General features: G+C 72.4%; 21 protein-coding genes. 11 read left to right on the forward strand and 10 right to left on the reverse strand.

The window, feature by feature from the left end:
- Window positions 1-107 precede the first annotated feature (107 nt).
- The gene (locus tag ACIQNG_RS21655; protein WP_401434785.1) at window positions 108-884 is read left to right on the forward strand and encodes a carbonic anhydrase; all 777 of its coding nucleotides are present in this window, start codon (window positions 108-110) and stop codon (window positions 882-884) included.
- A 96-nt stretch (window positions 885-980) separates the two neighbouring features.
- On the opposite strand, the gene ACIQNG_RS21660 is transcribed toward ACIQNG_RS21655, so the two are convergent.
- The 5 genes from ACIQNG_RS21660 to ACIQNG_RS21680 all read right to left on the reverse strand — a co-directional run bounded on the left by ACIQNG_RS21660 (window position 981) and on the right by ACIQNG_RS21680 (window position 6,421).
- Window positions 981-1,883 carry an LLM class flavin-dependent oxidoreductase gene (locus tag ACIQNG_RS21660; protein ID WP_401487009.1) on the reverse strand — a complete coding sequence of 301 codons (903 nt, stop codon included), beginning with the start codon at window positions 1,881-1,883 and terminating at the stop codon, window positions 981-983.
- A gap of 234 nt (window positions 1,884-2,117) precedes the next feature.
- Window positions 2,118-2,954, reverse strand: a complete 837-nt coding sequence (locus ACIQNG_RS21665) for an SDR family NAD(P)-dependent oxidoreductase (RefSeq protein WP_401487011.1) — start codon at window positions 2,952-2,954, stop codon at window positions 2,118-2,120.
- A gap of 103 nt (window positions 2,955-3,057) precedes the next feature.
- Window positions 3,058-3,900 (reverse strand): amidohydrolase family protein, encoded by an 843-nt coding sequence (locus tag ACIQNG_RS21670; RefSeq protein ID WP_401434778.1) that lies wholly within the window; start codon window positions 3,898-3,900, stop codon window positions 3,058-3,060.
- Entirely contained in the window at window positions 3,897-5,084 is a 1,188-nt protein-coding gene (locus ACIQNG_RS21675; protein ID WP_401487013.1) for a mandelate racemase/muconate lactonizing enzyme family protein, read from the reverse strand. The genes ACIQNG_RS21670 and ACIQNG_RS21675 overlap by 4 nt, the downstream gene beginning before the upstream one ends.
- Entirely contained in the window at window positions 5,084-6,421 is a 1,338-nt protein-coding gene (locus ACIQNG_RS21680) for an aspartate aminotransferase family protein (protein WP_401487015.1), read from the reverse strand. The genes ACIQNG_RS21675 and ACIQNG_RS21680 overlap by 1 nt, the downstream gene beginning before the upstream one ends.
- A gap of 259 nt (window positions 6,422-6,680) precedes the next feature.
- Here ACIQNG_RS21680 and ACIQNG_RS21685 point away from each other — a divergent pair, with 259 nt between their 5' ends.
- The 10 genes from ACIQNG_RS21685 to ACIQNG_RS21730 all read left to right on the forward strand — a co-directional run bounded on the left by ACIQNG_RS21685 (window position 6,681) and on the right by ACIQNG_RS21730 (window position 19,275).
- Window positions 6,681-7,532 carry an IclR family transcriptional regulator gene (locus ACIQNG_RS21685; RefSeq protein WP_401487017.1) on the forward strand — a complete coding sequence of 284 codons (852 nt, stop codon included), beginning with the start codon at window positions 6,681-6,683 and terminating at the stop codon, window positions 7,530-7,532.
- Between the two features lie 1,057 nt (window positions 7,533-8,589).
- Window positions 8,590-10,398, forward strand: a complete 1,809-nt coding sequence (locus ACIQNG_RS21690; protein ID WP_401487163.1) for a peptidase C14 — start codon at window positions 8,590-8,592, stop codon at window positions 10,396-10,398.
- A 171-nt stretch (window positions 10,399-10,569) separates the two neighbouring features.
- Window positions 10,570-11,895: a Gfo/Idh/MocA family protein gene (locus tag ACIQNG_RS21695; RefSeq protein WP_401487019.1), complete on the forward strand. Its 1,326-nt coding sequence runs from the start codon at window positions 10,570-10,572 to the stop codon at window positions 11,893-11,895.
- Window positions 11,896-11,950: 55 nt separating this feature from the next.
- Window positions 11,951-13,201, forward strand: coding sequence for an extracellular solute-binding protein (locus ACIQNG_RS21700; protein ID WP_401487021.1), 1,251 nt, complete (start codon window positions 11,951-11,953; stop codon window positions 13,199-13,201).
- 73 nt (window positions 13,202-13,274) lie between these two features.
- The gene (locus ACIQNG_RS21705) at window positions 13,275-14,183 is read left to right on the forward strand and encodes a carbohydrate ABC transporter permease (RefSeq protein ID WP_401434760.1); all 909 of its coding nucleotides are present in this window, start codon (window positions 13,275-13,277) and stop codon (window positions 14,181-14,183) included.
- Window positions 14,184-14,185: 2 nt separating this feature from the next.
- Window positions 14,186-15,157: a carbohydrate ABC transporter permease gene (locus tag ACIQNG_RS21710; protein ID WP_401487023.1), complete on the forward strand. Its 972-nt coding sequence runs from the start codon at window positions 14,186-14,188 to the stop codon at window positions 15,155-15,157.
- Window positions 15,158-15,162: 5 nt separating this feature from the next.
- Window positions 15,163-16,257 (forward strand): NAD-dependent epimerase/dehydratase family protein, encoded by a 1,095-nt coding sequence (locus ACIQNG_RS21715; protein WP_401487025.1) that lies wholly within the window; start codon window positions 15,163-15,165, stop codon window positions 16,255-16,257.
- A gap of 6 nt (window positions 16,258-16,263) precedes the next feature.
- A complete protein-coding gene (locus ACIQNG_RS21720; RefSeq protein ID WP_401487027.1) occupies window positions 16,264-17,355 on the forward strand; it encodes a dihydrodipicolinate synthase family protein in 1,092 nt (363 codons plus the stop codon).
- Window positions 17,339-18,385 carry a hydroxyacid dehydrogenase gene (locus ACIQNG_RS21725; protein WP_401487028.1) on the forward strand — a complete coding sequence of 349 codons (1,047 nt, stop codon included), beginning with the start codon at window positions 17,339-17,341 and terminating at the stop codon, window positions 18,383-18,385. The genes ACIQNG_RS21720 and ACIQNG_RS21725 overlap by 17 nt, the downstream gene beginning before the upstream one ends.
- 38 nt (window positions 18,386-18,423) lie before the next feature.
- Window positions 18,424-19,275, forward strand: coding sequence for a fumarylacetoacetate hydrolase family protein (locus tag ACIQNG_RS21730; RefSeq protein WP_401487029.1), 852 nt, complete (start codon window positions 18,424-18,426; stop codon window positions 19,273-19,275).
- A 7-nt stretch (window positions 19,276-19,282) separates the two neighbouring features.
- On the opposite strand, the gene ACIQNG_RS21735 is transcribed toward ACIQNG_RS21730, so the two are convergent.
- The 5 genes from ACIQNG_RS21735 to ACIQNG_RS21755 all read right to left on the reverse strand — a co-directional run bounded on the left by ACIQNG_RS21735 (window position 19,283) and on the right by ACIQNG_RS21755 (window position 24,831).
- Complete coding sequence (locus ACIQNG_RS21735; RefSeq protein ID WP_401487031.1) at window positions 19,283-20,137, reverse strand: SMP-30/gluconolactonase/LRE family protein; 855 nt, start codon at window positions 20,135-20,137, stop codon at window positions 19,283-19,285.
- 54 nt (window positions 20,138-20,191) lie between these two features.
- Window positions 20,192-21,601 carry a lysine N(6)-hydroxylase/L-ornithine N(5)-oxygenase family protein gene (locus tag ACIQNG_RS21740; protein WP_401487165.1) on the reverse strand — a complete coding sequence of 470 codons (1,410 nt, stop codon included), beginning with the start codon at window positions 21,599-21,601 and terminating at the stop codon, window positions 20,192-20,194.
- A gap of 28 nt (window positions 21,602-21,629) precedes the next feature.
- A complete protein-coding gene (locus ACIQNG_RS21745) occupies window positions 21,630-22,490 on the reverse strand; it encodes an ABC transporter ATP-binding protein (RefSeq protein ID WP_401487167.1) in 861 nt (286 codons plus the stop codon).
- Between the two features lie 118 nt (window positions 22,491-22,608).
- Complete coding sequence (locus tag ACIQNG_RS21750) at window positions 22,609-23,718, reverse strand: FecCD family ABC transporter permease (protein ID WP_401487033.1); 1,110 nt, start codon at window positions 23,716-23,718, stop codon at window positions 22,609-22,611.
- 72 nt (window positions 23,719-23,790) lie between these two features.
- Window positions 23,791-24,831 (reverse strand): FecCD family ABC transporter permease, encoded by a 1,041-nt coding sequence (locus ACIQNG_RS21755; RefSeq protein ID WP_401434741.1) that lies wholly within the window; start codon window positions 24,829-24,831, stop codon window positions 23,791-23,793.
- Window positions 24,832-24,914: the final 83 nt, after the last annotated feature.

Consider the following 24,914-nt stretch of genomic DNA (forward strand, 5'->3'; position numbering starts at 1 on the left):
TGTCTGCGCCAAGGATGGTTCAAGCCACAGTCACATCATCATCCCGCTCGACCATGATTCAGTAACGTGAACATTGGATCGAGTCATCGGGCATACGTTCTTCAGATGTGAACATCGATGGCACTCCTCGCGCAGCCGACGCCCACCACCCGCCCGCCGGCACCCCGGCTCCGGCGCCCCCGGCTCGGCGTACCCTCCTCCGCACGGCGCTCACCGGCGCCGCGGTCCTCGGCGCCGGACTCACGATCGGCGCCGCCCCCGCCCGCGCGGCCACCCCCGCCGGCGGTACCCGTCCGCGCCCCACCACCCCCGAGGACGTTCTCAAGGAACTCGCCCGGGGCAACCGGCGCTGGCGCACCTTCCGCGAGAAGCACCCGGACGAATCACCCGCCGTACGCAAGGCGCTGGTGTCGGGTCAGCACCCCTTCGCGATCGTGCTGGGCTGCATCGACTCGCGGGTGCCTCCGGAGCATGTCTTCGACCAGGGGCTCGGCGATCTGATGACCGTGCGCACCGCCGGTGAGGTACTGGACGAGGCCGTGCTCGGCAGCGTCGCCTTCGGGGTGCTCGAACTGGGCATCCCGCTGGTCATGGTGCTGGGCCATCAGTCGTGCGGCGCCGTGCGGGCCGCCGTCGAGGCCGAGGAGTCCGGGGAGCGGCTGCCCGACCACATCCAGTATCTGGCCGACCAGATAACGCCGGCGATCGACCACACCAAGGAGGGCGACGCCCGGGTCGACGCGACGGTCGACGCCAACGTACGCCTCATCACCTCACGGCTGGCCGCCGAGCCCGACCTCGCCGCCGAGGTGGACGCGGGGAAGTTGGCCATCGTGAGCGCCCGCTACGAACTGGACACCTACCGGGTCCATCAGCTCGACTGATCCCGCCCCGTCCCCCCGTCCCCACGGAGAACGGTCCGGCCCGCGTCCTTCCCGCGGGCCGGGCCGGGTGCGTCGATCTCACCGTCCGGGCCGGGTTCAGCCGGACGTGCCCCGGTGCTCGGCGACCGCCTCGCGCACGGCGGGGGCGATCTCCAGCGCCCACCGGCGGTACTGGTCCGGGTCGTCGCCCTGGACGCCGAAGACGAAGGTGTCCATCCCGTGCTCCACGACGAGGGAGGTCAGCTCGGCCACCCACATCTCGGGCGGCCCGACCAGATAGCCGTCCCTGGCGCCGTCGGTGATGGCGCCGAAGACGTTGTAGAGGCGGCGGATCTCCCGGGGGTCGCGGCCCGCCTCGGCCGCGCCCTCGTCGATGCGCCGGTGCATGGCGGGCAGCTGCTCCGGCGGGGCGTAAGCGGCGGAGGGGCACCAGCCGTCGGCCTTGCGACCCAGCAGATGTTGCAGCCGGGGTCCGAGGACACCCAGCCAGATGCCCATGTCGTGGGCGGGAACGGGCCCGGGGTGGGCGCCGGACACCTGGTAGTGGCGGCCGTCGTAGCGGATCGCACGCTCGCCCGACCACATCAAGCGGATGATGTCGACCGCCTCACCCAGCGCGCCCGCGGCCTCGCCCTTGGTCCTGCCGGGGCCGCCCATCGCGACGATGGCCTCCCAGAACGCGCCCGCGCCCAGGCCGAGTTCGAAGCGTCCGCCGGAGAGCACATCGAGGCTCGCGGCGGCCTTGGCGAGCACGGTGGGCGGGCGCAGCGGCAGATTGGCCACGTCCGGGAAGACCCGGACGCGCTCGGTGCGGCCCAGGATCACCCCCATCAGCGCGAAGGTGTCGAGGAAGCGCTGTTGGTAGGGGTGGTCCTGGATACCGACGAGGTCCAGCCCCGAGCGGTCGGCCAGCTCTGCGAGCGCAACGACGTCCTGTGCCCGTTCCGCGTCCGGCGAGGGAAAGATCCCGAACTCCACGGGACGTCCGTAATCAGTCATGCGCCCGACCTTAGCCCCGGCCACCACGGATCGCCCGCTGGACAAGCTGCGGGACGAGCGCCCGCTGCCTGGTCGGCGTGGCCGGACCGGGGCGGTGGGCGGCCACGGCGGGCGCGGGCGGCCCTGACGGTCCTGACGGTCCTGACGGTCCTGACGGCAGGTCACGCGCCGGCCCGGTGGTGATCAGGGCCGACCTGGACTCATCTCGGTCTACGCCGCGGGGACTTGGCGGGCTCAGGGCGACGGTGGCCGGTCGGGGTCCAGGGTGTTGCGGTACGGCGGCATGAAGCGGGTCCGGGGCATCTGGTCGGCGAGGACGCCGCCGTCCACCACGATGCGGGTGCCGGTGACATAACTGCCCGCGTCGGAGGCGAGGAGGAGCAGCGCCCCGGCGCATTCGTCGGGGCGGGCGTAGCGCCCGAGCGGGATCCGCTCGCGGTAGGCGGCTTCGAACGCCTCGCGGTCGAAGGGGAACTCCCCGTCGATGGGGGTCTCGACCATGCCGGGTGCCAGCGCGTTCACGGTGATGCCGTGCGGGGCCAGTTCGATGGCGAGGGTCTGGGTGAGTGAGTCGGCGGCGGCCTTGGAGGCGTTGTAGTGGGCGAGCCCGGCCTCGGCGACCAGTGCGTTCTTGGAGGTGACGGTGATGATGCGGCCCGCCACCCCGTCCTTGACCATGTGTTCGGCGACGCGCTGGCTGAGGAAGAAGACGGCGTCGAGGTTGACCCGCATGGTCCGGGACCAGCTCTCGGGGGTGATCTCGTTGTAGCGCTCCAGGGCGGCGACGCCCGCGTTGTTGACCAGGATGTGCAGCGGGCCGACGGCGGCGCGGACGCGGTCGGCGAACGCGGTGAGTTCGTCGGTGCGGGCGAGGTCCTGTGGGTGGAGGTGGGCGGTGCGGCCGGTGCCGCGGACGAGGTCGGCGGTCTCGGTGAGCCCGGGTGCGTCGGGCAGGTCCACGAGGACGAGGTCGGCGCCGGCCTCGGCCAGCGCGAGGGCCAGGGCCCGGCCGAGGCCCCGGGCGGCGCCGGTCACCAGGGCGGTGCGGCCGGTGAGGTCGAAGCGGTGCAAGGGGGCGCTCCCGGGGGGGGGTGGGGTCGTTGTGTCGGTGGATTCTTGGAGTGGAGTGGAGTGAGGGGCGGGTCCGTCGGCCCGCCCCTGTGTCGGTCCGGGGTCAGTCCAGGCCCAGTAGCTCCAGTGCCGGGCGGTGGATGAGGGCTTCGACCGCGTCCTGGTCGAGCGGGTCGAGGCCGGGGATGCCCGGCACGCGGGCGATCCTCCGCAGCCCTTCCACGGAGTCGTCGACGGTGGTGAACGGGTAGTCGCTGCCGAAGAGGAGCTTGTCCCAGACGCCGTAGTCCTGGACCAGCCGCAGGCTGTGCCAGAGCTGGAAGGGGCGGTAGTGCAGGGCGCTGATGTCGGCGTAGACATGGCGGTGTTTGCGGATGACCGCGATGCACTCGCCCTCGAAGGGGTGGCCGAGGTGGGCGAGGACCATGCGCAGTTCGGGGTGGCGCATGGCGACCGGGTCGAGGTGGCGTGGCAGCGCGTGGGCGAGGGGTGCCTGGGAGACGAAGGTGGTGCCGGTGTGCACCAGCATCGGCAGGCGGTGGCGTTCGGCGTAGGCGAAGAGGTCGTCGTACCGCGGGTCGCCGGGGTCGAAGCCGGCGTACATCGGCATGATCTTGATGCCGCGCAGGCCGAGTTCCTGGTGGCCGTGGCGGAGTTCGTCCTGCCAGCCGGGCTGGGTGGGGTCGACGGAGAGATAGCCGATGAGGCGGTCGGGGTGGGCGCTGACGTAGGCGGCGACGGCGACGTCCTCGACCCACAGGCCGCTGCGGCGGGCCTTGCCGCCGACGACGACGGTCCGGGTGTCGTCGGGGGCGGTGGCGGCGTACTCCTCGAAGCGGACCGTGAGGTCGACCTCTCCGGCGTGGGCGCGGGCGGACTCGGTGCGGAAGGTGTCATCGAAGTCGTGGCTGTGCCGGAAGAGGTGCGAGTGCACGTCCACGATCATGTGCGGTTCCTCTTCTCCCAGCCCTCGGCGAACATGTTCCAGAACCGGTGGCTCGGGGGGTGCTCGGCGAAGACCTCGTCCACGAGTTCGATGCCCAGGCCGGGTGCGGTGGGCAGGTCGATGTGGCCGTCCACGACGGGGAGGGCGCCCTTGACCGCGTCGAAGACGTACGGTTCGAGGAGTCCGTCGAAGGTCTCCAGGATCTGGAAGTTGGTGATCCCGAGGGCGGCATGCACCGAGGCGGTGGTGCACAGCGGGGAGTTGGAGTTGTGGGGCGCGACGGTCATGCCGTGGGCGTCGGCCTGGGCGGCGATCTTACGGACCTCGGTGAAGCCGCCGGCCATCGACAGGTCGGGCTGGACGATGTCGACGGCGCCGGTGGCGAAGAGCTGCTTGTACTCGTAACGGTTGTGGAAGTGCTCGCCGCCGGAGAGGGGGAAGGGCGCCACGGCCCGCAGTTCCGCGTAGCGCTCGATGTGGGTCCAGGGCATCGGCTCCTCGAACCAGCCGATGTCGTACGGTGCCAGCCCGTGGACCAGTTGGCGGGCGGTGCCGGTGCCGAAGCGGGCGTGGCCCTCGATGAAGAGGTCGATGTCGGGGCCGACGGCGTCCCGGACGGCGGCGACCAGGTCGAGGGAGCGGCGCAGTTCGCTCTTCTCCAGATGGGTCAGGCCGGCGCCGAAGGGGTCGAACTTGAGCGCGCTGTAGCCCTTGGCGACGGTCTCGCGGGCCTTGGCGGCGAAGACGTCCGGGTCCCGTTCGCCGGTGTACCAGCCGTTGGCGTAGACCCGTACCCGGTCACGGACGGCGCCGCCGGTCAGCCGGTAGGCGGGCAGGCCGAGGGCTTTGCCCATGAGGTCGTGGAGGGCCTGGTCGACTCCGGAGACGACCACTCCGCCGACGTCGCCGCCGCGCAGGAAGTCGCCCTGGTACATGCGCAGCCAGATCTCCTCCACGTCGAAGGGGTCGGCTCCGAGGAGATGGCGGCGGCCCATGGCCTCGGTGAGCCGGCAGGTCTCGGCGACGCGGTAGGGGTGGGTGATCTCGCCGACGCCGGTCAGACCCTCGTCGGTGTGGAGGCGGACGTAGCCGAAGTCGCGCCAGGCGGTGCCGAGGACCAGGGTCTCGATCCGGGTGATGCGTCCGGCGGGGCCGGCCGGTCTGGTGGTGTTGACGGTGAGCATCAGCGCTGTGCTCCGCCCATGGTGGAGGTGTGGGCGAGGTCGTCGGGCCCGCCCTCGGCGAGGGTCTTGCGGACGGCGGACTCGGTGGCCTCGACGAGGTGGTCGATGTCGGCGTCGGTGTGCGCGTAGGAGATGTGGCTGCGCTTGAGGTTGAGGGGGAGTTCGAAGACGCCGTGCTCGGTGAGGTTGCGGCGGACGCCGATGAAGCGGGCGGCGTCGTTGGCGAGGAGGTCGTCGTAGTTGCGCGGGGGTGCGCCGGTCATGAAGTAGGTGACGAAGACGGAGCCGAAGCCGGTGACGACGGCGGGCACGTCCAGCCGGCGGTAGAGCGCGGCGAGTTCGGTGCGGGCGCGTTCGCCGAGCCGGTAGGTGTGTTCGTGGACGGGTTCCTCGCTGAGCTTGCGCAGGGTGGCGAGGGCGGCGGAGACGACCTGCGGGTGGCCGTTGTAGGTGCCGGCGAAGAAGGCGGGGCCGCCGGGACGGGTGCTGAAGAGGTCCATCAGGTCGGCGCGTCCACCGAGGGCGCCGATGGGGGCGCCGTTGGCGATGGCCTTGCCGAGGGTGGTGAGGTCGGGGGTGATGCCGCAGATCGACTGGTATCCGCCGAGGGCGTGCCGGAAGCCGGTGATGACCTCGTCGAAGACCAGCACGCTGCCGGCCCTGGTGCACTCCTCGCGCAGGGTGCGCAGGAACGCGTCGGTGGGCAGGATCGCGCCGACGTTGTGCGGGACGGGTTCGAGGATGACGGCGGCGATGTCGCCGCCGTGGTCGGCGAAGACCTGGCGGACGGCCGCGATGTCGTTGAAGCGCAGGACGAGGGTGGCGTCGAGCACCTCCGGGAGGATGCCGGTGGAGGTGGGGTCAGGGGCGCCGACCCGGTCCGGGGCGGAGATGACATTGAGGCTGACGGAGTCGTGCCAGCCGTGGTAGCAGCCCTGGAACTTGACGACCAGCCGGCGCCCGGTGGCGGCGCGGGCCACGCGCAGGGCGTGGAAGGTGGCCTCGCTGCCGGTGCTGGTGAGCAGCACCTTCTCCAGGGAGGGGACCAGTTCGGTGAGGCGTTCGGCGAGGATGACCTCGGCGTCGGTGACGGCCACGCCCGGCAGGGCGATCACGGTGCCGGCGGCGGCGGTCGCGGCGGCCACGTCGGGGTCGTTGTGGCCGAGCAGCGCCGGTCCGAAGGCGGCGTGGTAGTCGGTGAACTCCCGGCCGTGCTGGTCCCAGAAGCGGGCGCCCCTGGTACGGGTGATCACGAGATCGGTGAAGCCGGGGATGCTGCGCTGGCCGCTGTTGACGCCTCCGGGGATGACCCGGCGGGCGCGGTCGGCGAGCGTCATGCGGTGCTCCTTGCGTCGATTGCTGTCGGTCGGGCCGGGGGCTCTGCACAGCCTCCGACCGCGGGTGCCATCCGCCCGGGCAGTCGTCGCGTACGGGTGTTTCCGGCCTCAGGTGTCCTGTTTCTTGTCGACCCCTGAAGCTGTTTTCAGAACACTGTTCTAAATAGCCGAACAGTGGGGTCACTGTAGATCGCCGTTTTCGCGTCGTCAAGAGTCGTTTCGCGGACAGGGCTGCCTCTCAGGGCTATCCTGTTCGGATATGCAGAACAGTCAGAGCGAAGAGGTCGGTCCCGCGGGCGCCGGCCCCGAAGGTGCCGAGCGCGCCAAGTACTGGGTGAAGACCGTCGGGCGCGGCGCGGAGATCCTGGAGGCGCTCGCCACCCGGGGCGCCGGGGACGGCATGAGCGTCACCGAGGTCGGCCAGGCGTGCGGGATCTCCAAGAGCGCCGCCTTCGGCATCCTCCAGACGCTGCGCCACTACGGTCTGGTCGCCGACGAGGGCGAGGGCATGCACCGCCGCTACCGGCTCGGTATGACCCTCGCCCGGCTCGGGGACCGGGCCCGCTCCCAGGTCTCCCTGCGGGACGTCGCCCGGCCCGTGCTGCTGGAGCTGACCCGCGCCACGGCGATGGCCTCCCGGGTGGCCGTGCTGGAGGACGGTCACGCCGTCGTCATCGACCAGGTCGACCTGGAGCAGGGCCCCCGGCTCGACCTGCGGATGGGCACGCGGGAGCTGCCGCACTGCTCGGGGCTGGGCAAGGCGCTGCTCGCCGAGATGCCGACGGACGAGGCACGGGCGCTGATCGCCCGCACCGGGCTGCGCCGCCGTACCTCGCGCACCATCACCGACGAGGAGACCCTCCTCGCGCATCTGCGGGACATCCGGCAGTCCGAGTACGCGCTGGACGACGAGGAGGACGCGGACGGGATCTTCTGCGTGGGCAGTGTCGTGCGGGACCACCGGGGTGGGACCGCGGGGGCGATCAGTGTCACGGGGCTCAAGCTGGATCAGCCGAGCTGGCGGTTTCAGGAGATCGGGCGGCAGGTGAGTTCGGCCGCCCAGCGGATCAGTTTGGCGTTGGGGTATCGCGGGGGTCCGGACGGGGGGTGACGTGGGCTCGGCCGGGGGGTGACGTGGGGGCCGGCCGGGGGGTGACGCGGGGCCCGGCCGGGGGGTGACGCGGGGGCGTCGGTGTGGGTGCGGGGGGGGTGGCGGTGGGCGTCTGTGGGGGTGGTTGCGGTGGGGGGCGGCTGGCCGTCGGTGGGGGGTGGTTGCGCAGTTCCCCGCGCCCCTGGTGGGTGGGGCTGGGGGCGGTTTTCAGGGGGCGGGGATGGCCCGGTGGGGGGGGTGGTTGCGGTGGGGTGGCGGCTGGCCGTTGGTGGGGGCTGGTCGCGCAGTTCCCCGCGCCCCTGGGGTGGGTGGGGCTGGGGCCTGTTTCAAGGGGGCGGCCGTTGCGTAGTTCCTCGCGCACCTGGGGTGGGTGGGAATTGGCCAACTCCGGGGGGTTGACCGGGTCGTCGGGGGCGGTTTAGGTTCCTGGCGTGTCGAGCGGTGTATTCCGTTCGGCCCATGGACGTCGGTGTCTCACCGCCCGGGGCTGCTCCCCCGGCTCCATGGCCTCTTGAACCTCCCCCCTTTTTTTCAGCCATCCGCCTGTGTGACGTACCGGCCCTGTCCGGTGCTCCGGCGCTCGCCGCGGGTCCCCCCTCACCTCACTCTGCCCGCCCTCTCGAAGGCTGAGGACCCCGTGAGCTCTGTGCCCCGCCCCCTCGCGCGTCCCCTTCCGGACGCCCCAGACCCGCGCCCCGCCGACCGTGCCGACACGCGCCGCAATCTGCTGCGCGCCGGTGGCATCGGCGGGCTGCTGATCGCCGCCACGGCGGCCGGTACCGCCCCCGCCGCCGCCCGGCCCGGCGAGGACAAGCCCGTCAAGGGTTCGGCGCGGATCCGTGCCGTCGCCCAGGTCAAGGCCCTGCGCGAGCTGACACCCGGACAGCTCGCGGACGGCGAGACCGCCGTCGTCGCCGGGTACCGCACCCCGGGTGACGGAGGTGGCGCGACCCTGCGCTGGGACGCCTCCTCCACCGCCCGCCACAACGGCGGCACCGTCCTCGCCCCCGCCCGGGCCGGCGCGCGGGGCCGCTGGCTCCAACTGCACGACGGTGTCGTGGACTTCCGTGCCTTCGGCCACTTCGACGCCGACACCCCCGCCGACGACGCGCTGGACGCGCTGGTCGGCGACCCGTCGGTGCACCGGATCGAGGCCCACACCGATCTGCTGTTCACCAAGCGCCACACCTACTCCCGCTCCGGGATCGAGCTGGACTTCGGCGGTCACCGGGTCCGCACCACCGGCATCGAGCGCAACACCGCCGACAACCCCTTCGGCGCGGTCCTCCTCTTCCGGGGGAAGGTCACCGACACCCAGGTCGACGCCACCCTCTCGGCCCCCATGCCCGACCTCGCCGATGTCTTCGAGGTCCCCGACGCGGGGGCCTTCGAGGTCGGTCAGTGGTGGGCCGTGGAGGTCGACGCCGTCAAGGGCGGGGGGAAGTACGAGCGCGAGGTGCAACGGCTCGTCCAGATCACCCAGCGGGTCGACGGCACCCACATCCGGGTCAACTACAAGACCGGCTGGGAACTGGCGGCCGGCCGCACCTTCCGCTGGACCCGGGTCGAGCCCGTGGAGCGCAGCCATGTGCGCAACATGGTGTTCGAGGGCGTGCCGGGCGGCGACCAGTACACCGGCTCCCACCCCGTGGCCTACGAGTACGCCGTGTCCTGCGACGTCTCCGGCATCGACGCCACCGACACCTTCTGGCCGGTCGTGATGCGCCGCTGGTGCACCTCCTTCCACACCTACCAGTGCCAGTTGCGCAACCCCGCCTCCGTCACCTGGGGCGGCGCGGGCTATCTCACCCAGCAGATCTACTGCCTGTACGGCCACGTCGAGGACTGCCACGCCTCCAACGCCCGCCACCTCAACGACTGGACCGCCTCCGCCTACGGCTATGTCACCAACTGCCACGGCGACGGCGACGACCAGGGCCCGTTCGTCACCCACGGCCAGTTCGAGCACGACCTCGTCTACACCGGCAACTCGGGGCTGATGACCTTCGCCAACTCGGGCGCCGCCTGGGGCTCCGCCGCGAAGCGGATCACCGTACGCCAGCATGTGTGCTCATGGTTCGTGGCCCGGGTCGAGGTCACCGATCTCACGCTGGAGGACGTCCGGGTCATCGGCAACGCGCAGCCCGGGTCCGGGATGATCTGGGTGAACGCCGACGGCGCTCAGCTCCGCGGCTGCACCGCCTCCGGCCCCCTGGTGATCACCCAGGCGTCCGCGCTCTCCCGGCGGGCCACCGTGGTGGCCGACTCCACCTTCCACCAGGGCAAGGGCTCGGTGATCACCCAGGAGGACGTGCGGACGGCCGTCCACCTGGAGCGGGTCACCCTCACCGGGCTCGACGGCGCCGCCTTCAAGGGTGCCGGGGACCTGGTGCTGGACCGCTGTGTCCTCACCGGGGCGTCCGACCAGGCCGGGCCCAGCACCGTCGCCCACCCCTCCGTCACGATCGGCGGAGGCCGCTACCGGGACACCGGCTTCGTCCTGAACGGGGCGAAGGACCAGGAGATCCAGATCGGTGACGGGGCCCGGTTCGCCGGGACGAACAGCGCGGGCGCGCTGCTCGGCCGTACCGGCGGCGACCGTACCGTCACCTGGCGGCTGGACGGCTTCCATGGCGAGACCACCGCCTCCGGCACCGCCCATCTGAAGATCACCGAAGGCACCAACCGCTACCAGGCGGCGCACTGCTCCTTCACCGGAGGACGGCTGGAACTGGCCGCCGGTGCCTTCGAAGGGACCGGCCATCTGCTGCACAGCGGATGCGTCGAGAGCGGTACGACCCGTACCGCGATGCCGCCCGAGGGCGACCGGATCCGGCACGAGGCGGGGAACCTGCTGCTCGGCTGAGGCCCGCCACCCGCGCCCGACGAGCGCGTCCGCCCCGTCCGGGCACCCGCCCGTTCCCTCGCCACGAGTCGGCGGATCCGCCCGTTCCGCATCCGCCGTTCTCGTACCCGCACCCCCCTCCCCCCCTCCCCCACCTACCCCACCCGCCCTCTCGCGCACCCGTGGACCGACATGCCTGATGACTCCCTCCAGCACCCCGCCGACCGGTCGGGCGAGGACCGGCCCGTCCGGATCGCCCTCGTCGGCGCGGGCAACCGGGGCCTGACCTACACCGACTGGATCCACGACCACCCCGCTCGCGCCCGGCTCACCGCCGTGGCCGACCCCGACCCGGGCGCCCGGGCGCGGGCCGCCGGACGCGCCGCCGGACCGGTGGCCGCGTACGACGACTGGCGGGCACTGGTGGCGCCCTCCCCCACCGGGGAGCGGATCGCCGACGCCGTGCTGGTGTGCACCCAGGACCGGGAGCACGTCGAGCCGGTCCTCGCCCTGGCCCGGGCCGGATACGCGGTCATGACGGAGAAGCCGCTCGCGCCCACCGAGGACGAGTGCCGCGCCCTGGTCACCGGTGTGGAGTCGACCGGCGTGCCCTTCGCGGTCTGCCATGTGCTGCGCTACACCCCCTACACCGACCTGGTGAAGAGTGTCGTCGACAGCGGAGTGCTGGGCACCCTCACCGGGATCGAGCATCTGGAGCCGGTCGGCTGGTGGCACTACGCCCACAGCTATGTACGCGGCCTTTGGCGGCGCCAGGACGAGTCGTCCCCGATGATCCTCGCCAAGTCCAGCCACGACCTGGACTGGATCACCTATGTGACGGGGCGTCGGATCGAGTCGGTGGCCAGCTTCGGCTCGCTGGCCCACTTCCGGCCCGAGAACGCGCCGGAGGGCTCCACCGACACCTGCCTGACCTGCCCCGTCTCCATCGAGACCGACTGCCCCTACTCGGCCCGCAAGCTCTACTACCCCTCGCTGCGGCGCACCGGCGGCCAGTGGCCGGTCAGCCATGTCACCGACCGGGCCCACGGTCCGCAGGACGAGGCCGTGCTGACCGAGGCACTGCGCACGGGACCGTACGGACGCTGTGTCTACCGCGCCGACAACGACGTGGTCGACAACCAGGTGGTGGCGATGCGGCTGACGGGCGGGCTCACCGGCACCTTCACCATGTCCGCCTTCACCGAGCAGACCCACCGGCAGACCCGCCTCTTCGGCAGCCACGGCTGGCTGCGCGGCGACGGCGAACGGGTCACCGTCCATGACTTCCGGGACGACAGCGTGACCGTGCACGAGACGGCCGCCACCGGCTCCAACGCGGCGGACGGTCACGGCGGCGGCGACACCGCGCTGATCGCGTCCTTCGTCGCCGCGCTGGCCACCGGGGACCGCTCGTTCATCCGGTCCGGTCCCGCCGAGTCGCTGAGCAGCCATCTCGCGGCCTTCGCCGCCGAACGCTCCCGGCTGCTCGGCACGGTCGAGCACGTCCCCGAGCACTGAGCGCCCCGCACCCCGAACTTCTTCCCGACCACCCTCACCAGGAGAGCGAACCACCATGAAACTGAGCAGAACCCTGGCGTGCACCTCCCTCGCCCTCGTCACCGCCGCCGGACTCACCGCCTGCGGCGGCTCGGGCTCCTCCGCCTCGGGCGGCGGCACCGTCGACACCTGGGTCTACCCGGTCATCGCCGACGAGAAGGCCAACAAGGCGTACTGGGACGGCCTGGTGGCGGCGTTCGAGAAGGAGAACCCCGACATCGAGGTAAAGGTCTCCACCTACCCCTGGGCCAACCGCGACACCGCGCTCGCCACCGCGCTCGCCGCGAACAAGGGCCCGGACGTGGCCTATCTGATCCCGGACCAGCTCGCCGCCTACCAGCGCCATCTGGTCCCGGCCGGCGACTACCTGTCCCAGGCGGACCGCGACGCGCTGCGCCCGGCCGCGCTGAAGGCGGTCACCGTGGACGACACCCCGCTCGCGACGCCGGTCCTGATGTCGGCGTACCCGCTGCTGTGCAACAAGAAGGTGTTCCAGGACGCGGGTCTCACCGACCGGTACCCGACCACCTGGGAGGAGCTGAGCGCCCTCGCACCCCGGCTCAAGGAGAAGGGGTTCTACGCCACCAGCTACAGCGGGGACACCACCGCCACGCTCAACATGACCTTCTACCCGCTGCTGTGGCAGGCGGGCGGGGAGGTGTTCTCCGAGGACGGCTCGAAGGCCGCGTTCAACAGCGAGGCCGGGGTGAAGGCGCTGACCTGGCTGAAGACCTTCATCGACAAGGGCTGGGCGCCCAAGGACCTGGTCACCACCACGCCGAAGACGGAGCAGACCGACCTGGCGAAGAACAAGGTGGCCTGCACCTGGCAGAACTCGGCCTCCGAGGTGGAGCCGTTCTGGGGCGAGGACAACATCGTGGTGCGCCCGGCGCTGAAGGCGGACGCCCAGGTCGCCTACGGCACGGTCGGCACCCTCGCGGTCTTCGAGGGCGGCGACTCCGACGCGGCGGGCACATGGGTGTCGTTCGTGGCGCAGGAGAAGAACAGCGCCGGACTCCAGAAGCCCATGGGCTACTTCCCGCCGCGCGCCGCGGCAGCCGACCTCTACCCGGACGACGCCCGGCAACAGGAGACCGCGAAGGTGCTGGACACCACCGAGGTCGGGCCGCTGAACAAGGCGGCGCGTGACGTGATGGGGGTGCTCGCGCCGGAGTTGCAGGGAGCGCTGCTCGGCCAGAAGAGCCCGAAGGACGCGCTCGACGCGGCGGCCGAGGCGGCGGACCAGCTCATCGCCCGCAAGCGCTGAGGCCCGACCCCGCCTCGCCTCCCCCGCTCTGTCCCGACCACCCGCACCCCAACCGCCGTACGAAGGAGGTCCCGTGGCCGCTGTCGCGGAACGCCCCCGCACGACCGAGGTCCGCCGCGGGCCGCACGCCCGACGGGAGGCGAGGATCGGGCTGCTGTTCGTGCTGCCCGCGCTCCTGGTCTTCCTCGCCTTCCGTTTCGGGCCCGCGGCGGCGGGCCTCCTTCTCGGCTTCACCGACTACACCCTCGGCGCCGGGACCAGCTTCACCGGGCTGGAGAACTTCCAGCGCCTCATGGACGACCCGGTGTTCTGGTCGGCCCTCAAGGTCACCGTCCTCTACACCGTGATGGCGGTGCCCGTCACCATCGGGCTGTCGCTCGGGCTCGCGCTGCTGACCCGCCGCGCGTTCCTCGGCTCCAAGCTCTTCCGCTCGGTGTTCTTCCTGCCGGTGGTCACCAGTCTGATCCTGGCGTCCACCGTGTTCATCTGGATCTTCTCCACCGACGGTCCGTGGTCCACGGTCATGGGGTGGCTGGGCCTGCCCGACCAGTCCTGGCTCAGTGACTCCACGCTGGTGCTGCCCGCGATCGCGCTGGTCGGCGTCTGGTCGCGCTGCGGCTACGGCATGCTGATCCTGCTCGCCCGGCTCCAGGAGGTGCCGCGCGAACTGGAGGAGGCCGCGCTGATGGACGGCGCGGGCCCCTGGCAGCGCTTCCGGTACATCGTGGCCCCGCAGCTGAAGGGCTCGTTCTTCTTCCTGGCCGTGATCGAGACCACCGCCAGTTTCCAGGTCTTCGACGCCGTCTACCTCATGACCGGCGGCGGACCGGCGAACGCCAGCTACAGCCTGGTCTTCCAGTTGTACGACGCCGGCTTCAAGTACTTCGACCTCGGTTACGCCAGCGCCATCGGCTGCGTCCTGTTCGTCCTCACGCTGGTGGTGGCCGGGATCCAGCGGCTGGTCATCGGAAAGGAGCAGTGACCATGGGCAACACCGCCGGGAGCACCGAGACCGCGGATCCGGTGAAGACCGCCGCCGCACCCCTGTCCCCGGCCCCCGGGGCGACGGCCGTGCCCGCCCCGGGGCGCCGCCGCGCGCCGGGGCCGCCCAAGGAGCGTGACACCCTGCCGAGCGCCCTGCGGCTGCGCGCCCGGGGCAAGCTGGTCCGCGGGGTCTTCCTGGTGCTGGCGTCGATCGTCACCCTCTTCCCGTTCTACGCGATGGTGGTGCTGTCGCTGAAGCCGGAGGGCGCGGTCGACCTGCCGGGCAGTCTGCTGCCCTGGCCGATGGAGGGCGGGGCGTACGGCGAGGTCCTCGGCTCGCAGGACGTGCCGCGCTGGCTGTTCAACACCCTCGTCTACTCGCTGGTGTCGGTGGTGGGCACGCTGGTGCTGGCCGCGCTCGCCGGTTACGCCTTCGCGAAGAAGCGGTTCCCGGGGCGGGAGGCCATGTTCTGGTCGTTCCTGTCGATGGTGATGGTGCCGTACCACGTCACGATGATCCCGACCTTCATCCTCATCGCGAAGCTCGGCGGGGTGGACAGCTACTGGGGGCTGATCGTCCCGACGCTCGCCAACGCGCAGGCCGTGTTCCTGATGCGGCAGTTCATCATGGGGCTGCCCGACGAACTGTTCGAGGCCGCGCGGCTGGACGGCTGCAACGAACTCCAGATCTTCGCCCGGATCGTGCTGCCGCTGCTCAAACCGATCCTCGCCACCCTGGGCACCTTCGTCTTCCTGTGGCACTGGAACGACTTCCTGTGGCCCCTGGTCATCGGCCAGAGCACGGAGATGCGCACCCTCACCGTCGGTATCGCCTCGCTCCAGCAGCAGCAGGTACCGCTCAACCAGGTCCTCGCCGGTTCCGTCATCGCGTTCGTACCGATCTTCAGCGCCTATCTCGTCGGCCAGCGGTACTTCACCGAGGGCATCACCGGCTCCGCAGTCAAGGGATGACTTCCATGTCCGTCGCACACCCCCACCCGCCGACCCCGCCGGCCCCGCCGGACCGGCACCTCCCGGCCTCGCCCGCGTTCCCCGATGGCGAGGACGCCCTCGAAGCGCTGCTCGCCACCCCGTCCCCGGGGCTCGTCGCCGATCTCGCCGACCTCGACGGGGATCTGGTGATCCTCGGCGCGGGCGGCAAGATGGGCCCGAGCCTCGCCCGGCTGGCCCGGCGCGCGCTGGACGCCGCCGGCCGTGCCGACCTCGCCGTGCACGCCGTCTCGCGGTGGACGGACCGGGCCGCCGCCGACCGGCTGGCCGCCGACGGGGTGACGCCCGTCCCGTTCGACCTGCTCGACGGCGATCCGGCCGCGCTGCCGGACGCGGGCAACGTGGTCTTCATGGTGGGCGCCAAGTTCGGTTCCGCGGGCGATCCGGCCCACGCCTGGGCGGTCAACTCCGCCCTGCCGGACCGGGTCGCGCGCCGCTACCGCGGCGCCCGCGTCTCCGCCTTCTCCACCGGCAACGTCTACCCGCTGGTGACGACCGCCTCGGCGGGCAGCGCCGAGGGGGACCCGGTCGGGCCGGTCGGTGAGTACGCCATGTCGTGCCTCGGCCGGGAGCGCGTCTTCGGCCACCACAGCGCCGCACACGGGCTGCGGCTCGCGGTGATCCGCCTCAACTACGCCGTCGACCTGCGCTACGGCGTCCTCGCCGACATCGCGTCCGCCGTGCACAGCGGCCACCCGGTCGATGTGACGACCGGTCACCTCAACGCCGTGTGGCAGGGGTACGCCAACGAGGTGGCCCTGCGCGCGCTGCGCCACGCGACCGCCCCCGAGCCCTTCGTCCTCAACCTCACCGGTCCCGAGACCGCGTCCGTGCGCCGGCTCACCCAGCTCTTCGCCGACGCGTTCGACACCCCGGCCGAGACGGTCGGCGCGGAGTCCGGCACCGCGCTGCTGTCCGACGCCTCGCTGTGCCACGCCCTGTTCGGGTATCCCGACGTGCCGCTGCGGACCCTGGTGTCCTGGCAGGCCGAGTGGATCCGGCGCGGCCACCCGCTGTCCGGCAAGCCCACCAAGTTCCAGGTCCGCGACGGAAGGTTCTGACCCATCGTGCCCACCCCGACCCCCGCCGCCGCCCCGGCCGCGTCCGGCGCCCGCAGCGCCCTCGACGTGCTGGCCGCGGGCGCGGTCGTCCCCGCCCATCCGCTCGCCCTGGACGCCGACCGCCGCCTCGACGAACGCCGCCAGCGCGCCCTGACCCGCTACTACCTCGCCTCGGGCGCGGGAGGTGTCGCGGTCGGCGTGCACACCACCCAGTTCGAGATCCGGGAGCCCTCCGTCGGACTGCTGCGCCCGGTGCTGGAGTCGGCCGCCGACATCGTCCGCGAGCACGACGCCGACCGGCCGGCGGGCGCCCCGCCGGTCGTCAAGGTCGCCGGTGCCTGCGGCTACACCAACCAGGCCGTCGCCGAGGCCGAACTGGCCGCCTCCCTCGGCTATGACGCCGTGCTGCTGAGCCCCGCCGTGCCCGGCGCCGACGAGGCCGGGCTCCTGGACCGCACCCGCGCGGTGGGCGAGGTGCTGCCGGTGATCGGTTTCTACCTCCAGGACGCGGTCGGCGGACGGCATCTGTCCCCCGCCTACTGGCGGGCGCTCGCCGACATCCCGTCCGTCGTCGCCGTCAAGACGGCCCCCTTCGACCGCTATCGGACCGCCGAGGTGATCGCGGCCGTCGCCGCCTCGGACCGGGCCGACGAGGTCGCGCTCTACACCGGCAACGACGACGCCATCATCCAGGACCTGCTCACCCCCTACCGCACCGCGCGCGGGCAGCGCTGGTTCGCCGGCGGACTGCTCGGCCAGTGGGCGGTGTGGACCCACGCCGCGGTCCGGCTGTGGGAGGAGATACGGGCCGCGCGGGCCGGCGACCACGCCCTCACCGTCGATCTGCTGCGGCGCGCTCCGCAGCTCAGCGAGGCCAACGCGGCCGTGTTCGACGTGCGGTACGGCTTCCGCGGCTGCATCCCGGGCGTCCACGAGGTGCTGCGCGCCCAGGGGCTGCTCGCGGGCACCTGGTGCCTCGACGCCGACGAGCGGCTCTCCCCCGGCCAGGCCGAGGAGATCGCGCGGGTCGCGGCGGCCTACCCCTGGCTCACCGACGACGACTTCGTCCGGGAGCACCTCGATGACTGGCTCCGCTGACCGCCCCGGGCGGTGTCCGGCGCCGGGCCGGGTCGTGGTCGCCGTCCCCGAACGGCTGCGGGCGGTGTTCTTCACCCGGGCCGCCTGGAACCGGCTGGCCGCGCTCGCCCCGCTCACCGTGGTCGACGCGCACGACGACCGGGAGGCCGTGGCCGCCGCGTTGAGCGGCCCGGGGGACACGGCCCGGGTCCTGGTCACCGCGTGGGGCGCGCCCCGGCTGGACGCCGGGCTGCTGGCGGCGGCCCCGGACCTCGGTCTGGTCGCCCACACCGGCGGCGCGGTCAGCCCGTACGTCACGCCCGAGGTCTACGACCGCCGCGTCCGGGTCACCCAGGCGGGGGCGGCGATGGCGGCGCCCGTCGCCGAGGTGGCCCTCACCTTCACCCTGAGCCTGCTGCACCGGGTGCACCGCTTCGACCACGCCCTGCGCTCCGGCGCCGACTGGGCGACGGCGAGTGCCGCGCCGCCGCGTCATGAGATCCGCGGCTGCCCGGTCGGGGTCGTCGGCGCGTCCCGGACCGGCCGGGCGTATCTGACGCTCGTACGGGCCCTGGGTGCCCGGGTGTCGGTGTACGACCCGTTCCTCACCGCGCCGGAGGCCGAGCGGCTCGGGGTGGGCGTGGCCCCGCTGGACGAGGTGCTGCGCGGCAGCCGGATCGTCGCGGTGCACGCCCCCGCACTGCCCGAGACCCGGCATCTGCTCGGCGCCCGGGAGCTGGCGCTGATGCCCGACGGCGCGGGCCTGGTCAACACGGCCCGCTCCTGGCTGGTGGACGAGTCGGCGCTGCTCGCCGAGGTGCGCTCCGGTCGGCTCGACGCGGCGCTCGACGTCTACGACAGTGAACCGCTGCCGACCGACCACCCCTTGCGGGCCCTGCCCAATGTGCTGCTGACCCCGCACCAGGCGGCGGCCACGGTGCAGGGCCGGTACGCGCTCGGTGACAGCACGGTCGCCGAGGTGGAGCGTTTCCTCGGCGGGCTCCCGCTGCTGCACGCCGTGGGCCGCGAGGCCCTGGCCCGGGTCGAGTGACCCGCCCCCGCACACCCTCTGGAACGAACGGAACATCCATGCGACTGATGCGTGTCGGCGCTCCCGGCAGCGAGCGGCCCGTCCTGTACGGCGCGGACGGACGGCACTACGACCTCTCCGGCGTGGCCGACGACCTGACCCCGGAGTTCTTCGCCGGGGACGGGGTCGCCCGGGTCGCGGCGGCGCACACGGCCGGCGCCCTGCCGCCGGTGGAGGTGGCCGGTCTGCGGGTCGCCCCGCCGATCGCCCGCCCCGGGGCGGTGCTGTGCATCGGCCAGAACTACGCGGCGCACGCGGCGGAGTCGGGCGCCGAGCCGCCGTCGGAGCCGATCCTGTTCTACAAGGGCCCGAACGCGCTGGCCGGGCCGGAGGACGAGGTGGTGATCCCCCCGGGCGCGGAGCGCACGGACTGGGAGGTGGAGCTGGGGGTGGTGATCGGCCGGCGGGCCCATCTGCTGACCCCGGACGACGACCCGTTGTCGTACGTCGCCGGTTATGTGCTCAGCAATGACGTCTCGGAGCGGGCGGTGCAGCTCGGCGCGGCGGGCGGGCAGTGGTCCAAGGGCAAGAGCGCCCCGACGTTCAATCCGCTGGGACCCTGGCTGGTCACGGCGGACGAGGCGGGAGATCCGCAGGGGCTGCGGCTGCGGTCCTGGGTCAACGGGGAGCCCCGCCAGGACTCCACCAGCGCGGACATGATCTTCTCGGTGGCCGAGATCGTGCGCCATCTCTCCCGGCATCTGGCGCTGGACCCCGGGGACCTGGTGAACACCGGCACTCCGCAGGGTGTGGCGCTGTCGGGCCGGTTCCCGTATCTGCGGGCGGGCGATGTGATGGAGCTGGAGATCGACGGGCTGGGGCGGCACCGGAACCGGCTGGTGGACGCCTGACGCGGGTTCAGCCCGCGTAGGCCGACAGGGGATGGCCGGTGACGCCCGGTCGGACGGCGAACACCGCGCCCGCCGCCGGGTCCTCGTCGGCGGTGAGGTGCTGGCGCGAGGTGGTGAGGTAGAGGGTGCCGCCGTCGTCGCCGCCGAAGGCGCAGGCGGAGACCTGGCGGGCGCCCACCGCGACGACGGCGTCCAAGGTCCCGTCGGGTGTGTAGCGGTGCACCGCCGAGCCGCCCCAGAGCGCGACCCACACGCCCCCTTCGGCATCCAGGGCGATGCCGTCGGGGGCGCCCGTCGCCGGGTCGACGCTCACCCAGGGCGCCACGTCGGTGAACCGGCCGCTCTCCGGGTCCGCGGTGACCCGGGAGACGGTGCCGGTGGCGGTGTCCGTGTAGTAGGCGAAGGTGCCGTCGGCCGCCCAGACCAGGCCGTTGGAGACGGTCACCCCGGTGTGGGCGACGGAGGTGGTGCCGTCGGGAGCGAGCCGGTGGACGCGGGCGGCGCCGGGCCGGGCGTCGTAGGCCATGCTCCCGCAGTAGAAGGCGCCCGAGGGGTCGCAGGCGCCGTCGTTCATGCGGATCGTGGGGTCGGTCCACTGCTCGGGCCCGGTGGTGAGGGTGCCGTCGGTGCCGAGGAGCGCGAAGCCGCGCTCCACCGCCAGCACGAGCCCGCCCGCGCGGCGGGGCCGCCAGGCGGCGAGCACCGCACCGAGGTGCCGGCGTTCCTCGACCGTCCCGTCGGGGGCGAGGGTCACCAGGTCCCCGGCGAGTTGGTCGACGATCCTGAGCCGCCGCGCGTGCGGGTCCCAGCCGGGTCCCTCCCCGTGGTGGGTGACCACCGCACTCCACTGCTCGGCACGCACGGGCCGATCCTCTCCTCGCCGGGCCCGGTGGGCCGTCCTCCTGAGGGGATGATCCTACCGAGCGCCCTCCGTGGGTACCGCGGCGAGCCGCCCCGTTCTGTGCCCGTCGCCCTGCCGGGCCCGGGCGAGGAGGGAGTCACGGATCTCGCCCGCGCGGACGGCGGTGGTGGACAGCAGGGTGGAGGTGAGGCCGTGGGTGTGTTCGGTACCGCCCTGGAGGTAGATGTCGGCGGCGACGTTGGGCAGGGTCTCCACCCGGTGGTCGCGGCCGACCTTCAGGGCGTCCTCGTCGTCGCGCAGGCAGAGCTTGCCGATCTCGCCGAGACTGTCGGCGATGCCCTGCGGCTGGTAGCCGGTGGCGTAGACGAGGAGGTCGGCGGCGAGCACCTCGCGCTGTCCGGTGGGCAGATACTCCACGGTGACCTCGACGTCGTCCGGCCCGGCGGTCACCTCGCGCAGCCGGGAGATGTTCATCATCCGCAGCCGGCGGCGCCCCTGGACCTGCTCCTGGTACATGGTGCGGGACATCGCCTCGATCAACTCCATGTCCACCACGGAGTAGTTGGTGCTCCGGTGGTAGTCGTGCAGGGACTGCTTCACCTCGCGCGGGGCGCCGTAGAAGACGTCGACGGCCTCGGGGTCGAAGATCCGGTTGGCGAACGGGCTGTCGTCGGCGGGGGTGTAGCCGTACTTGGCGAAGACGGAGCAGATCTCGGCGTCCGGGAAGCTGCGGTGCAGATAGTCGACAGCCTCGGCCGCGCTCTGCCCGGCGCCGAGGACGATGGCGCGGCGTACGGGGGTGCCGGAGCGCAGGGCCGCGTCGACGCGCGGCAGCAACTCGCTGTTGTGCCAGACGCGGGGGGAGAGGGCCGCGCCGGGCGGGAGGTGGGGTTCGAGGCCGGTGGCGACGCAGATGCCGCGCGCCCGGCGGACGGTGTGGCGTTCGGGGTCGCGCGGGTCACGGCTGGTGACGTCGAACCAGCGGACCTCGCCCTCCTCCGTGACGGGCCGTACGGAGACCACCTCGGCGGAGTACTCCACGAGGTCGGCGACGCGTGCGGCGGCCCACTCGAAGTAGTCGTGGAACTCGATGCGCAGCGGGAAGAGGGTCTTGAGGTTGAGGAAGTCGACCAGTCGGCCGCGGTCGCGCAGATAGCACAGGAAGCTGAAGTCGCTGGTCGGGTTGCGCATGGTGACCAGGTCCTTCAGGAAGGAGACCTGCATGGTGGCGTCGTCGATCAGCATGCCCCGGTGCCAGCCGAACGTGGGCTGCTTCTCCAGGAATCCGACGCGCAGGGGGTCGGCGCCGGGGCCCTGGCCCCCTTCCTGGAGTGCTATCGCGAGGGCGAGGTTCGATGGGCCGAAGCCGATACCCAGGACGTCGTAGATGGAATCCGGACCACTCCGCAGCACCGCCACAGCGTCATCGCCTCCCGTATAGGGGGTCGCCGAGGCCCTCGGCATGAGGGCCAGGCTCCCAAACAGGCCCATGCTAGATAAGGTTAGGCTTACCTAGCAATGCCTCGTGGTGACGGCCCATCGGGATCACCATCGGTGTACGGCTCACCGGGTCCTCGCCGACCACGCAGCGCAGCCCGAACACGTCCTCCACCATGGCCTCGGTGACGACCTCGCCGGGGGTGCCCTCGCCCGCGACGCGGCCCTGCTTGAGCGCCACGATGTGATCGGCGTACCGGCTGGCCTGGTTGAGGTCGTGGAGCACCATGACGACCGTGCGGCCCTGGTGCCGGTTCAGATCGGTGATCAGGTCGAGGACGTCGATCTGGTGGGCGAGGTCGAGATACGTCGTCGGCTCGTCCAGCAGCATCACGGGGGTGCCCTGGGCCACCGCCATGGCGATCCAGGCGCGTTGCCGCTGGCCGCCGGAGAGTTCGTCCACGGGCCGGTGCGCGAGGTCGGTCAGCCCGGTGGCCCGCAGCGCCCCGTGCACGGCCTCCTCGTCGGCCGCCGACCACTGCCGCCACCAGGTCTGGTGCGGGGAACGGCCGCGCCCCACCAGGTCGATCACGGTCAGCCCCTCCGGCGCCACCGGCGTCTGCGGCAGGATGCCGAGCCGCTGCGCGAGGGTGCGGGTGGGGATCGAGCGCACCGACAGCCCGTCCAGGTACACGGCCCCGGCCTGGGGGGTCAGCAGCCGGGCCAGCGCGCGCAACAGGGTCGATTTGCCGCAGGCGTTGGCGCCGACGATGGCGGTGACCCGGCCCGCCGGGATCGCCAGATCGAGCCCGTCCACGACGACCCGGTCGTCGTAGGCGAGCCGCAGCGCCTCGGCCCGCAGTTCGGGGGCGTCGGCGGGGCCCTTGCCCAGGTCGAGCCCGTGCGCGCTGTCCACCCCGTGCGCCCCGTCCGCCCCGTCCGCCCCGTGCGCGCTGTCCACCCCGTGCGCCCTGTCCGCCTTTTTGCGCAGATCCGGCCCCTCGGCCGAGTCCCGGTACGTCGATGACACGTCTTCAGCCTCCTGAACCCGCGCGGTTGGCGCGGACGAGCAGCCACAGCAGAACGGGGGCGCCGAGCACGCCCGAGACGACCCCGACCGGCAGTTCCGTGTCCGGGACGAGTTTGCGCGCGATGAGGTCGGACACCAGGACCATCAGCGCGCCGGTCAGACCGGCGGCGATCGGCGGGGGCACGGCGGTGCCGGCCAGCCGTTGGGCGACCTGCGGGGCGGCGAGCGCGACGAACGCGATCGGCCCGGCGGTGGCGGTGCCGAAGGCCACCAGGCCCACGGAGATCAGCAGCACGGAGACCCGTACGATCTGCACGCGGGTGCCGAGGCCGAGGGCCACGTCGTCGCCGAGTTGCAGGGTGCGCATCTGCCGGCCGAGCAGCACGGCCGCCGGAAGGAGCACGGCCGTGGCGTAGGCGAGCGGGGTGATCTGGTCCCAGGTGCGGCCGTTGAGGTTGCCGACGAGCCAGCCGAGCGCGGACTGCGCCTGGAAGCGCTGGCCCCGGGCCATCAGATAGTCCGTGCAACTGGTGCAGATCCAGGCGACGCCGACGCCGACGAGCACGATGCGGTAGCCGGTGGTGCCGCGTTTCCACGCGAGGACGTAGACCACCGCCGCGGCGCCGAGCGCGCCGAGCAGGCCGAGGGTCTGGGTGCCGAGTCCGCCGTCCCAGCCGAGGACGATGCCGGCGACCACGGCGGCCCCGGCGCCCTGGGTGATGCCCATCATGTCCGGGCTGGCGAGCGGGTTGAGCGTCATGGTCTGCAACAGGGCGCCGGAGACACCGAAGGCGATCCCGACGAGGAGTCCGGCCATGGCGCGCGGCAGCCGCAGTTCGTGGACGATCAGTTCGGTGCCGGGGTCGCCGCCGCCGAACAGCGCCCGTACCACCTCGCTCAGGGGCAGCGCGATGTCCCCCACGGAGACCACCACGCAGAACGCCAGGAAGGTGAGGCCCGACAGCGCCAGGGCCACCCCGAGCAGCCGGGGACGCAGTACGCCGGAGACCGGGGGCACGGGGAGCCGGAAGGTGATCCGGGCGACGGACCGGCGGGGTCGCGCCCGCCGTAGGGGCTCCTCGTGGTCGGGGACGGGCGCGAGATCGGTCTTCATGCCCTCACCGCTCCCTTCGTGTTCGTGTGTCGCCGGTCGCCCGGTCCGGTCCCGGCCGGTGTCTGGGTCGCCTCACAGTTCCGCCAACCTCCGCCGCCGCACCATCGCGATGAAGAACGGGCCCCCGATGAAGGCCACGAGGATCCCGGCTTGGATCTCGACGGGGCGGGCCAGCATCCGGCCGACGATGTCGGCGGCCAGCAGCAGACAGGGGGCGAGGACCGCCGACAGCGGCAGCAGCCAGCGCTGGTCGGGTCCGATCCCGGCGTACTGGGCGAGCACGCGCGCGATGTGCGGCACCACCAGGCCGACGAAGACGACCGGCCCGATCACGGCGACCGCTCCCCCGGTGAGCAGGGTCACGGCGATCACGCCCTGGACGCGGATGAGTCCGATCCGGAGCCCGAGGGACTTCGCCACGTCGTCGCCGAGGGCGAGGCTGTTGAGGGCGGGCGCGCAGGCGAGGGCGAACAGCGCGCCCACGCACAGGAACGGCAGGACCCGTACCAGGACTTCGTCGCTCTGGTTGGCCAGCGAGCCGGCCGACCAGAAGCGGTAGCGGTTGAGCGCGTCGGGGTCGGTGAGCGCGATGGCGCTGGTGAGGGAGAAGAGCAGGGAGGTCATCGCGACGCCCGCGAGGGCCAGTTTGACCGGGGTGGTGCCGGAGCGGCCGAGCCCGCCGAGGAGATAGACGAGCACGCTCGCGGCCAGCGCCCCGGCGAACGCGAACCAGATGTACCCGTACACGGAGCTGATGCCGATGACGCCGACGGAGAGCACGACGGCGAACGCGGCGCCCGCGCTGACCCCGAGGATGCCGGGGTCGGCGAGCGGGTTGCGGGTCAGGGCCTGCATGAGCGCGCCCGACAGACCGAGTGCGGCGCCGGTCGCGAGGCCGAGGAGGGTGCGCGGCATCCGCACGTTCCAGATCGCGGCGTCCACCCGGGCGCTGGGCGGGTCGCCCAGGAGGGTGTGCCAGACCTGGTCGAGCGGCACGCTCAGCGCGCCGAACACCATGGACAGCGCGCACAGCACGGCCAGTGCCATGCCCGAGCCGGTGATCAAAAGTACTGCGCGGGGGCCTTTCGCCGCCCGGACCGTCGAGGTCCCCACGTGGAACTTCCTTTGATGAGGCTTACCTTAACTGTAGGGGGGAAAGCAGCGGACGAGAACACCGGACCGCGCACCCCCGTTCC

The organism is Streptomyces sp. NPDC091377 (assembly GCF_044757045.1).
GTDB lineage: Bacteria > Actinomycetota > Actinomycetes > Streptomycetales > Streptomycetaceae > Streptomyces.